The organism is Lapillicoccus sp. (assembly GCF_039935575.1).
Taxonomy (GTDB): Bacteria; Actinomycetota; Actinomycetes; order Actinomycetales; family Dermatophilaceae; genus Lapillicoccus.
This window is the reverse complement of the sequence record NZ_JBDTKA010000066.1, coordinates 1-10,823: the sequence shown is the minus strand read 5'-3', so window position 1 is coordinate 10,823 and position 10,823 is coordinate 1. Positions and strand designations below refer to the sequence as shown.

Here is a 10,823-nt window from a genome sequence, read left to right as displayed (position 1 = left end):
GGGCGGATTCCAGTGAACGTCGCAACACCGTGGGTCAATGGAGGTTGCGGTGGAGCAGTCGTTGGGACAGGGTCGGCGTCGCCGTCCGGGTGGTGGTGCAACGGATAAGCAACAACGCTATGTCCGGTTGATCGAGCAGGGGGTCAGTAACGCTGAGGCGTGCCTGATGGTGGGGATCAACCGGCGGACCGGGACACGGTGGCGGTTCGGGCGCACCATCCTCAACACGTTGGGCCAGCCGGTGCACTATCCGCCGGTGAGTGCACCCGGGCCATCGAGGCCGCGGCATCCGAGGTACCTGTCGGCGGCGGAGCGGACCACGATCGCCGACCTACGGCGGCAGGAGAAGACGTTGCAGGAGATCGCTGTGGCGATCGGGCGCAACGCTTCAACGGTAAGCCGGGAGCTGCGCCGAAACGCGGACCCGACAACTGGGCAGTACCTGCCCGGGACCGCGGACCGGCTGGCTGCGGGCCGGGTCCCACGGCCGCGCCCTCGACGTGTGACAGGTGATGAGGAGCTGCGCTGCGTGGTGGTCGCCTTGCTGGGTAAGCGGTGGAGCCCGGAACAGGTCGCGCACGAACTGCGGGCACGGTTTCCCGACCATCCCGCGCGGCGGTTGTGCACCGAGTCCATCTACCAGGCCATCTACGACGTCACGGTCGAGGTGACCCGGCCGGCTAAGCGTCGCCGGCGACGCCGGATTCAGGGACTGGAGCGTCGGGGGCGGCTGTCGGGGATGACGATGATCGCCGACCGCCCCGCTGCCGTGGACGACCGGGTGCAGGCGGGGCATTGGGAGGGTGACTGCATCATGGGTGCCGGAAACCGTTCTGCCATAGGTACTTTGGTCGAACGACAGACACGGTTCCTGGTCCTGATCCACGTCCCCGTTGACCAGCCGACCGCGCCGGCGATCCGCGACGGGGTCTGCTCGGCGATGGCCGAGCTGCCTGCGCACCTGCGCCGCTCCCTGACCTGGGACCAGGGCAAGGAGATGGCGCTGCACCGCCAGGTCACCGCGATCGTCGGAACGGCCGTCTACTTCTGCGACGCCCACTCACCGTGGCAGCGCGGCAGCAACGAGAACATGAATGGGCTGCTGCGCGACTACTTTCCTAAGCACACCGACCTCGGTGGGGTTACCCCCGAAGAGCTCGCCCACGTCGCCGACGAGGTCAATCATCGACCGCGAAAGACCCTCGACTGGGCCCGACCTGCCGACCTACTCCGCGTTGCCGTCGACGGCCGTGAGGCTCCCGTTGTCAGGTTGGGCGCTTAGGCCGCTCGAGACAAGCCAGCACTTACCCCCAGAAGATTGCCGTCGGATCGAGATCCACCTCAGTCAGTAGGTCCTCGAGCCGCTCCGTTGGCTGCACCAGGTCGTACTCGTGGAAGCGGAGATTCCGGTCGCGCCAATACAACGACCACTGCTCGGTGGCCCTGGTATAGCGGAACCGGGCGATCGGGTGGCGCGTCCACTCCGGCCCGAAGTCCGCCCGCCACGGCGGTCGGCACTCCACGATCGTCAGGTGCCGCGGTGCCACGTCGACCTCCACCCGCACCTGATCGCGTACCCGCTCAGACACCCGGGCCCGACACCACCGTTGAACCCGCACCACATCCATCTCAGGCAGGCTGGCCATACCTCCAGTCTCCCCTCCCAGGACCGCCCACGCGCCGCTACCGTCGCCACATGACCGCGTTACCTGAGGCCTGCCTGCTTGTCCGCACGTGGTTCGGTGATCACCACGCGTGGAAACGCCTGGTCCTCCAGGTACGGACACCGAGCACGGAAGGCTTCCTCGCCATTGTGTCTGTCGTCGACGACCCCGCGTTCGAAGGCCTGACCCCCGAAATACTGAAAGCCACCCAGTCGGGTGGTTCAATCGTCTCGTTCATCTCGGACGAGGCGACACTCACCGGCGACGACCAGCCGATCCTCGCCGTTTGGGTGCTGCCCCTCCAGGCCGGTGACCACAGGCCGGAGCCGAAGCCGTTTCGAGTGCCCGCCTCCAAGCTGTACGTAGTGGAGAACAACATCAACGAGGCGAACCTAGACTGGGACGACTTCGCACGGCGGGCTGACGAAAAGGGCGTCTTCCACGGCTTCTGACGTCCACTCCCAAAAGCGTTACGCGCAGACGACCTCATGGCCTACCTTCATTCAGTCGGAGGTGTTGCGACGTTCACTGGAATCCGCCCCGTCATTTTCACACGCCGCACAACCTGGGGGGTGTGGCACGTCAGTCTGAGAAGCAAGCGCTCACGACATTGTCCAGCCGAGGTCTGGTCACTGTGGGGTGGGCGAGTGATTCGCATCCTCGATCACCGCGGTCTGATCGCGTTCGTCGAGGGTGGCTCCCACTGACCTCTTACCGAGCAGGCACCCGCTCCAAGATCAAAACGACGGTGCTGGTGACCAGGTCCGGGTCCCGCACCCGGATGTCGTGGTCACTGCCCTGAGCGATGACGTGTGGGGTGTTGGGGACGAGCTCGACGAGCGCATCCTGGACCTTCGTCCAGGCGGTTTCCAGGTCCGCGGAGGTGAACCCCTTGAGGTCGGCCGGCAGCGGGAATGGCTCACTCTTGCTCATCACCGCCATAGGCAGGTCCTTGGGCAGCCCTGGTGCCGCCAATGACAGCTTGGCGCTGGCAAGGACGTCGTACTTCTCCGACGCCGGATCGCTTCCCAGCGGATTGCCGCCCAGCGAGTTCAGCACCTTCTCGTACGCGGTCCATTTGTCGCCCATGAACTCCGGCATCCGCGCCGAGAACGCGTCGACCAGGACCAGCCCGACCACATCGCGGGGATGAGTCTGCGTGTAGTAGGTCTGCAGCCAGCCGCCGAAGGAGTGCCCGACCATCAGGAACGGCCCTTCCAGCCCAGCCGCCTTGATCAATGCATCGAGATCGGCAGACGCCTGGTCGATCGTGCGCGGATTGGTCACCGGAGTCGAGCGCTCGGTGATCTTGGCTTCCTGACCGGGAATCAGCGTACCCGGGCGGTCGTAGCGACATGTCTTGGTGTGTTGCGCAATTCCAGCGAACACGTCCGGTCCGATCGCGGGTGCGTTCGGCTGGATGTTGACCCAGTACTCAGAAGAGTCGTGGATACCGGACTCGAGGATGACTGTGGGCCGCCCCACTCCTCTGCACTCCATAAAAAGCGTGCGCCCGTTCCCGATATCGATCGAGCGTCCACTATCACCGGTTGCGGTGGTCCCTGACCCGGCGGCCGACGTCGTCTGTTCGCTAGCGGGGCTGCTGCACGACGCGACTGTTAGCACCAACGCGCCCATCACCAGCAGGAGCAAAAGTCTTTGCCCTGCGTACCTTCTTCCGGCCGCAGGATTACGTCGAACAATCGTCATCGCCGCTCCTTGCCAGATGGTCGTTGGCGGAGCATGACAGAAGTTGGGCGTTCCGTCTGTCAGCCGGCTGACAGGGTCAGATCCGCTCCGCCATCCTGGGCATCACGAACATCAACGAGTCCTCGAGCACGACGGAGCAATCCGGGCCACAGCACGGTCGCCTTCACCCGTTCCTTGACCGATACCAAGATCGTGTTCGTGTCCAACGAGTCCATCAACTCCACGACGCCCACGCCCACGCCCACTGGGGCACTGGGGCACTGGGGCACTGGGGCACTGGGGCACTGGGGCACTGGGGCACTGGGGCACTGGGGCACTGGGGCACTGGTGATCATTTAGGTGCTGTACCCGGGCCAGCTCTACTGAGCCTAGGTCGAGCCCATCAACGCCGACCGCTCGCGACGAAAAGCTCCAGCCCGGCATGATCGCGGATCCTCAACCCGCCACCCGGGGCGTTCTCGACGAGTCCCCGCGACATTAGTTTGGCAAGCGCCTGGTTCAGGGACTGTCGGGCGACCCCGAGCTGGGCGGCCCATTCCGACTGGGTTAGGCCGAGCGCATAACCGGTCGTCTGTGCCGAGGCATCGAGCGCCCGGGCGAGCCGTCGCTCCAGGTCGAGAAACACCAGGTCAGCCATGGATGCGGTGAGCAGGCTGATGATGAGTCCGAGCCCCCGCGCGTACACGACGAGGGCGGCGGGCTCTGATTCAAGTACCTCGACGCAGACGGCTCGCGAGATGGCAACGACAGAGACCTCACTGAGCGCCTGTGCCGAGGCCGAGTAACCGCTGTCGAGAAACATGTCGTTGTGCCCAGGGGTCTCACCCGCCCGCGCGACGTGAAAGAAGAGCAGGGTGCCACCGGGCGAGCTGAGTGTCGCGGCCACCCGACCGGTGGCTATGACAAATATCTGGGTGACCTCGTCACCGGTGTGGAACAGAAAGTCACCGCGCCTCAGGTGCCGCAAGGTCGACGCCGCGACCAGCCTCTGCATGGCGGCCGGCGACACGGGCGCGAGGAACGGCACCATGCGCAGCACGCTCGCAACGTCCATCAGCACATTGTGCCGCCTGCCTGTATGCATCAGTAGCTGGCCGCGGCGGTGATGTGGCCTCCTCCATCGGTCCTCGGGTGTCTTGGACGGCGGGAAGGGAGAAGGAGTCGACCTGGTGGTGGACCAGGGTCGGGGGTTCGAGCAGGAAGTCCTGGTCTTCGAAGTAGAGCACCATCGCGTTGATGTCGGGGCCGGCGAAGGCCCGGATGGCGGCTTCGCTGTCCCAGATGCTGAGGGCGATCACCTCCACCCGTGGTGTGCTGTGGTGAGTCTGACTGTCGCTCTCGCTGGTGTCCGGGTCCATCTCGAGGTCGCGGGTGAGGATCATGGAGAGCCGGCAGCCCTCAGCCTGCCGGTACTGCGCGACCCCGGTGTCGTCCACGTAGGTGACGTAGTCGGCTTGACGGTCGTGGGCGATCACACCCCGCCATACTCGGGCGATCACGACTGTTCCAAGGTGCTGTTGTAGGTGGCGAGCTCGAGGCGCTCGAGCGGGCCCCGACCCCCGTGCGGTTTCGGCGGGGTGCCGAGGTGGCGGGCGCGGAGCTCTTCCATGAGCTCCTCGAGGAACGCCGGACCCTCATCGTCCATCAGTTGCTGCCGGCTGCGGAGCTCGGCGCTACCGGGGCGCCAGTGCATACCCCAGTTGCCAAGGGCAAAGATGATCGGCAGGGTCTTGATGCCGGCTTCGGTGAGGCTGTAGCGGACGCGCTGTCCCCGGGCGCCCGTGCCGCGGGTGAGGATCCCTGCATCGACGAGTCGCACGAGGCGGTCGGCGAGGATGTTCGAAGCGATGCCCTCGATCGATCCGGTGAGCAGCACGCGGAAATAGCGGCGGTCGCTGAAGATGACATCGCGCAGGATCAGCAACGACCAGCGATCGCCGAGCACCTCGACGGCGGCGTTGATCGGGCACCCGGAGCGCGGTTCCACGATTCCTCCTTGACAGGCCTGCACCTTGACAGGCTCGCCGTTCCCAATATAGTGATTGCAGGACGCAATCACTATAGGGGAGCGAGGAACGCATGGGCCGTTTCGTCTACTGGATGAACGTGTCCCTCGACCTGCGGATCGAGCAGGTCCCAGGGGACAACGGTGCCGGTGAGTGGTTGCGCATCGACGAGGAACTGCACCGCGAGTTCAACGCGCAGGCGCGCGCTCTCGCGCTCCTGGTCCAAGGCCGGGTCGTCTACGAGGTCATGGAGGAATACTGGCCGCGGTCGCGCCAGGACACCTCGCTGCCCGACGTCCTGCGTGAATACGGGGAGATCTGGACGGCCAAGCCCAAGGTGCTCGTCTCTCGCACGCGCCACAGTGCCGATCACAACACCCAGATCATCGGCGGAGACGACGCGATCGAGCAACTGGCCGACCTGCGCGCCGGCACGGACGGCAGCGTCGGCGTGGGAGGAGCGGCGCTCGCCACGCAGCTGCTCCGGGCGGGCCTGCTCGACGAGCTGCTGCTGTTCACCCATCCCGCGATCCTCGGCTTCGGCAGGCCGCTGTTCGACGACTACGACGTGCCGGTCGAGCTCGATTTGCTTGAGCAGCGGTCGTTCGGGTCGGGCGTCACGATGCACCGATACTCCATCCGCGATGCCAGCGAGGCAAGCTCATGACGACCGGGAGCGGCGGCGAGCTCAGCGCGAGGGTCCGTACGCGATGACGGCCCCCTCTTCGATCACTGTCACGCCAGTCCACGTTGCCGATCTGATGGCTGAGGGTGAGCTGATGCCGGTCTACGTGTACGTCATCGACCATCCCGATGCGCGAGTGCTGGTCGACACTGGTATGACGATGTTGCACCCGCGGGTGGCCGACATGGATCCGCGACTTCGTCCACTGAGCAAGCAGGACTTCGACCCCGCCAGCATCGACATCGTCGTCAACACCCACCTGCATTTCGACCACTGCGGCGGCAACCATCTGTACGCCGGCAAGCCGATCTACGTCCAGCGTCAGGAGCTCGACGACGCACTCGGCGAGAACGACTACACCATTCGCGAATGGGTCGAGGTGCCCGGCCTGCGGTACGTGCCGGTGGACGGCGAGCTCGAGCTGCTTCCCGGGATCCGGCTCGTCCCGGGTCCGGGTCACACGCGAGGCTCCCAGGTGGTGGTCGTTGAGACTGGCGCGCGCCCGGTCGTCGTCGTCGGCGACCTGGCGGTGTCGTTCCACGAACTCGACGAACCGCATACCGTAGGACAGCTTCGGGTGCGCGCCCTCGACCCCGAGCTGGTCTGGCGCACCAGCACGAGCCGTGGCAACCTCCCGCCGTCCAAGGCCGCCGGTGAGCTGTTCCAGCGTTCTTACAAGACTGAGTACATTTTCGACATCGTTCTTGGACACGAGCGCCCCACTTCTTGTCGAGATGCAGCAGAGTTGGCACGACGGTAGCCGGTGCCTCACACACGATTCGGTCAGTTGACTCCGTATGTGCAAAGTGGCTCGCCGGCGCCGATTCCATATTTTGCCGCGGGTTGGTGTCTCCGGGGGCAGCCACGCTAACCCCCGGATCTGAACAACCCCGCACTCAGATGGTTCCTCATACCGTCGCGAGAGGACGTGGCTGCGGACCGGAAACCGCTTCCGTTGCCCAGTCGTCACCACAAGGTCGGGTCGCCGCTGTTGTCGACGTCCCACCTTGACGGCTGTTGACGAACGGGGCACCGCGAGCAGGACAACCGTGTGAGTCCGACTCCGACAATCCGCCGAGGCGACCTGTTCAGGCGTCCGGGATCAAGGTGGTCACGCAGAACGGATGGCCGTCACGATCGATGAGGACCCGCCACCGGTCCGGCTGCGGCTGGTGCTCGGCCTTCGTCGCGCCTAGAGCTATGGCGCGGTGCTCGGCAACGTCCAGGTCGTCGACCGCCAGCTCCAGGTGCATCTGCTTGGGGACTGGGCCGTCCGGCCAGGTCGTCCGACGAAGGTCGGAGTCACGCTGGATGGTCAGCAGCACTCCCGCTCCCTTCAGTGCGACGAAGTCCTCCGACTGCCAGGTCGGGGTCAGGCCGAGCAGCTCCCGATAGAACTGCGCCAACGCGGCCGGGTCATCGCTGTCGAGCGAGATGGCGCCAAGACGAATCGAAGAAGGCATGCCGATACTCCATCACGACATGGCGGCGCCGCACCGCCCAGGGGACGGCGCGGCCACGCGACATCGCAGGACCTGGCATTCACATCCCCCGAAGCACTCGTAATACCAGTCGTCGACCGGCCTGCGGCGCATGTAGCCCCTTGTCTCGCACCCGCTGAGGCTGCGTCTTTCCACCGCGGGCCGGCGCCTCGGTACGATTGGATCTGCTTGGTGTGTGGGGCGTTCTGAGAGGTGGCCTGGGGACGGGGGGATCTGTGATCGCCGGGGTCCCGGCAGCGGTGTGACTGCGTGTTTCCTGCTGTCGTGACGCCGAGGGCCGTCGCTGTCATGGCCTCCGAGCACATGTTCAACCGGACGTGGGTGCACGACGGACCTGGGTGCAGTCACTGTCAAGTCGATGACAGGGACCGCGCGTTACGCCTGACTGAGGGTGCGGCGGGCGTTCTAACAGTCGGCCCCCATGCGCGGGCGCCGCGTGAGTCGTGCTGTTTGGACGCGCCTCGTTCACCGTTTAGCCAGCCTGCTGGGGGACGATGCGGTGGTGACCTCGCTGCCGAACCATCGAGTGGTCGTCTTCCTGCAGGAGAACAAGACGACCGACTTCTACTTCCCGACGATGGCGAAGTGGGGTGCGGTGGTCGCCGACCACGGCAACCTCCTGTCGGCGCCGCCGAACTTCGACCAGCCGCACGACCGCAACGCGTGGGTGCATTACGCGATGGGCGACTATCCGGGTCTGCCGGTGCAGGTCGACAACGACACGGTGATCCCGTACTACTCCTGGCTGGCGAAGCAGTTCGTGTTCAGCGACCACCACTTCGGGTCCGGCTCGAACTCCACGCCGGGGCACATGCTGGCCATCGGCGGTCAGATGCCGACCATGAAGAACCCGCCCTTCGTCGGGCCACACCCGGTCTGGGACATCCCGTCCATCTTCACCGCCGCCCAGGCGGGCGGCGTCTCCTGGGCCGCCTTCCCGCAAGAAACCGGTTACCCGACGAAGTTCTACACCTCGCTGACCACGGCGCCGGGAGCTGCCAGCGTGCACCCACCGAAGGACTTCATCCCGATGGCGAAGGCGGGGACGCTGCCTGCCGTGTGCTACGTGTGGAGTCCAGGCGGGTATGACGAGCATCCCCCGTTCGTGTCTGACCCCGGTTACGTCACCCAGGGCCAGAACCTGGTCTGGGACCGGGTCCAGGCCGTCATCGACGCAGGCGGCTGGGCGGACACCACCTTTATCTTGACCTGGGACGACTGGGGCGGCTACGCCGACTCGGTGCCCACCCCGGCCAGCGAAACCGTGCCCGACGCGTTGCACCCACAAGGGTTTCAGGCGATCGGCGGATCACGGATCCCGATGATCATGTTCGGCGGCAAAGTCGTCCAGGCCATCGACCCGCAGTGGCATTCCCACGCCAGCATCCCCAAGACGATCGTCGACCTGCTCGGCCTGCCGCCCCTCGGCGTCCCCCGGGTGGACAACGCCCCGTCCCTCGCTCACCTGGTCCAGGCTTCACTGGACCGGCCGGTCCCGCCGGTTCCCGGTACGACCATCACCCAGCCGCCGCCCCCACAGCCGACCCCGACGCCTACCGACCCCACCCCGTGGCGGGGAGCCTTGAACCAGCCGATGCCGGCTCTGGTCACCCTCGATGGCAGCGTCCTGCCGGCACCGACCGACGGACTCGTCAGACCAAAACCGCCGCCGCCGCCGAAACACCCGTAGAACCCGCCAGGTCGGCCCCCGAGGCCTCGCGACGTGGGGGGCGGCCGTCGCGGCAGACCCCGTCACCGACGGTCGCAGCGATGAAAACGACTACCAAGACGCGGCGAAGCGAGGCATGGCCGCGGTTGGCGCGAACCCACCGAGGACCGCGGCTGTCGAGCGTGCCGTTCGAGCACCAAAAGAGTCCTCCGTCGCCTCAGATGGACACGTGCTGCCGATCGCGCCGCCCTAGCGACCTACTGCCTTGACTTGATAGAGAGGACCGGATGACACAAGTCGGGGGCAGTTCCCCACGGTCAGCTCCGCCGGTGGTAGGAACACCCCGACAGGTTCTCTCCAGTGAAAGCGCGGCGCTTGACGCCCTTCGGAGGTGGGCGGCTCCCCGTGACCATCGGCCTACCAGCGCGCTGAGAGCGAGGGCGGTGTCGACACGGCGGGCGGTCTCCCGTCCGCGGAAGCGTGGTTCCCACGTCTGAAGTGAGGGGAACAGCCCTCAACTTTGAGGCCGGGCCCGCGGGGATTCCACTGCAAGGTGCGCGGTTGCGAGGCGCGTCCTATCGCCGCCTAACGCCCAAATTCAGGCGCCAGGTCAGTCGCGTGGTGGCGACGGGAGTACCGGGGTGCCACTGCGAGCGCTGGTCCGTGAGCAGCGGCTGGTATCGGCTGTCCGAGGCTCGAGAGCGCCGCGGGTGGATCACCTAGATGTCGACCGGAGCGCCACGTTCTCTTTGGCCCGACGCTGCAGGACTGCACGCTCGCTCTCGTTACTGGTCCGCGCAGCCGCCTCGGTGAACACCTCGCTGGCCTGGGTGTACAGCCCGGCCCGTTCGAGCAAGTCTCCGCGGACACTTGGCAGGAGCGGGGAGTCGCCGAGGGCACGTGCGTCCAGCTCCGCCAGCACGGCGAGCCCCGCGCCCGGGCCGAACGCCCGCCCGTATGCGACCGCTCGGTTCACCTCGACGACCGGTCCCGGCGCGGCTTCGGCCAGGACGGCATACAGAGCCGCGATCCGGCGCCAGTTCGTGTCCTCGGCACGCCGGGCGCGAGCATGCTGGGCGGCGATCGAGGCCTGCAGGAAATACTTGCCGACCGGCATGCCGCGCGCAGCGAGCAGCTCGGCCTGCTGCATGGCGGCCAGTCCGCGGCGGATCAGCAACTTGTCCCATCGGCTCCGGTCCTGCGTCTCCAGCAGGACCGGCTCACCCCGTTCGTCGAGTCGGGCGGCCATCCGCGAGCCCTGAATCTCCAGCAGCGCCTGGAGTCCGAGTACCTCGGGCTCGTCGGGAGCGAAGGCGACCAGGATCCGTGCGAGCCTCATCGCCTCGTTCGCCAGGTCGGGGCGCATCCAGTCCTGGCCTGCGGTGGCGGTGTAGCCCTCGTTGAAGATCAGGTAGATCACGGCCATCACGTCGTCGAGACGCCCGGTCCGCTCCGGCCCAGTGGGCGACTCGAACTCGGCGTGTGCGGCCAGTGTCCTCTTGGCTCGCGAGATGCGCTGACCCATGGAGGATTCGGTGGCCAAAAACCCGCGGGCGATCTCGGCGGTGGTGAGTCCGCCGATCAGAC

Annotated in this window: 12 protein-coding genes; 5 read left to right on the top strand and 7 right to left on the bottom strand. The window is 66.3% G+C overall.

The features are described from left to right. The first annotated feature begins 256 nt into the window (after positions 1–256). Positions 257–1,282, top strand: coding sequence for an IS30 family transposase (locus ABI385_RS08180; RefSeq protein ID WP_348103258.1), 1,026 nt, complete (start codon positions 257–259; stop codon positions 1,280–1,282). A gap of 22 nt (positions 1,283–1,304) precedes the next feature. On the opposite strand, the gene ABI385_RS08175 is transcribed toward ABI385_RS08180, so the two are convergent. Next, the gene (locus ABI385_RS08175) at positions 1,305–1,646 is read right to left on the bottom strand and encodes a DUF3024 domain-containing protein (protein WP_348103257.1); all 342 of its coding nucleotides are present in this window, start codon (positions 1,644–1,646) and stop codon (positions 1,305–1,307) included. A gap of 50 nt (positions 1,647–1,696) precedes the next feature. Between ABI385_RS08175 and ABI385_RS08170 the strand changes: the two genes are divergently transcribed. Continuing rightward, entirely contained in the window at positions 1,697–2,116 is a 420-nt protein-coding gene (locus ABI385_RS08170) for a DUF6924 domain-containing protein (protein ID WP_348103256.1), read from the top strand. Between the two features lie 259 nt (positions 2,117–2,375). Here the strand turns inward: ABI385_RS08170 and ABI385_RS08165 are convergent, their stop codons facing one another. From ABI385_RS08165 to ABI385_RS08150, 4 genes are all read right to left on the bottom strand, one after another. Further along, the gene (locus tag ABI385_RS08165) at positions 2,376–3,374 is read right to left on the bottom strand and encodes an alpha/beta hydrolase (RefSeq protein WP_348103255.1); all 999 of its coding nucleotides are present in this window, start codon (positions 3,372–3,374) and stop codon (positions 2,376–2,378) included. 382 nt (positions 3,375–3,756) lie between these two features. Continuing rightward, positions 3,757–4,428, bottom strand: coding sequence for a Crp/Fnr family transcriptional regulator (locus tag ABI385_RS08160; protein WP_348103254.1), 672 nt, complete (start codon positions 4,426–4,428; stop codon positions 3,757–3,759). Further along, on the bottom strand, positions 4,319–4,849 hold the full coding sequence (locus ABI385_RS08155; RefSeq protein WP_348103253.1) for a hypothetical protein: 531 nt from the start codon (positions 4,847–4,849) through the stop codon (positions 4,319–4,321). The genes ABI385_RS08160 and ABI385_RS08155 overlap by 110 nt, the downstream gene beginning before the upstream one ends. A gap of 20 nt (positions 4,850–4,869) precedes the next feature. Beyond that, entirely contained in the window at positions 4,870–5,361 is a 492-nt protein-coding gene (locus tag ABI385_RS08150) for a helix-turn-helix domain-containing protein (protein WP_348103252.1), read from the bottom strand. A gap of 92 nt (positions 5,362–5,453) precedes the next feature. Between ABI385_RS08150 and ABI385_RS08145 the strand changes: the two genes are divergently transcribed. Both ABI385_RS08145 and ABI385_RS08140 read left to right on the top strand, forming a co-directional pair. Then, the gene (locus ABI385_RS08145) at positions 5,454–6,047 is read left to right on the top strand and encodes a dihydrofolate reductase family protein (RefSeq protein WP_348103251.1); all 594 of its coding nucleotides are present in this window, start codon (positions 5,454–5,456) and stop codon (positions 6,045–6,047) included. 112 nt (positions 6,048–6,159) lie between these two features. After that, positions 6,160–6,825, top strand: coding sequence for an N-acyl homoserine lactonase family protein (locus tag ABI385_RS08140; protein ID WP_348103250.1), 666 nt, complete (start codon positions 6,160–6,162; stop codon positions 6,823–6,825). 328 nt (positions 6,826–7,153) lie between these two features. Here the strand turns inward: ABI385_RS08140 and ABI385_RS08135 are convergent, their stop codons facing one another. Beyond that, a complete protein-coding gene (locus ABI385_RS08135; protein WP_348103249.1) occupies positions 7,154–7,528 on the bottom strand; it encodes a VOC family protein in 375 nt (124 codons plus the stop codon). A gap of 541 nt (positions 7,529–8,069) precedes the next feature. On the opposite strand from ABI385_RS08135, the gene ABI385_RS08130 reads away from it, so the two are divergent. Beyond that, a complete protein-coding gene (locus ABI385_RS08130; RefSeq protein WP_348103248.1) occupies positions 8,070–9,257 on the top strand; it encodes an alkaline phosphatase family protein in 1,188 nt (395 codons plus the stop codon). Between the two features lie 694 nt (positions 9,258–9,951). Here the strand turns inward: ABI385_RS08130 and ABI385_RS08125 are convergent. Beyond that, the coding region (locus ABI385_RS08125) for a DUF6596 domain-containing protein (protein ID WP_348103247.1) at positions 9,952–10,823 on the bottom strand (872 nt) is incomplete at its 5' end.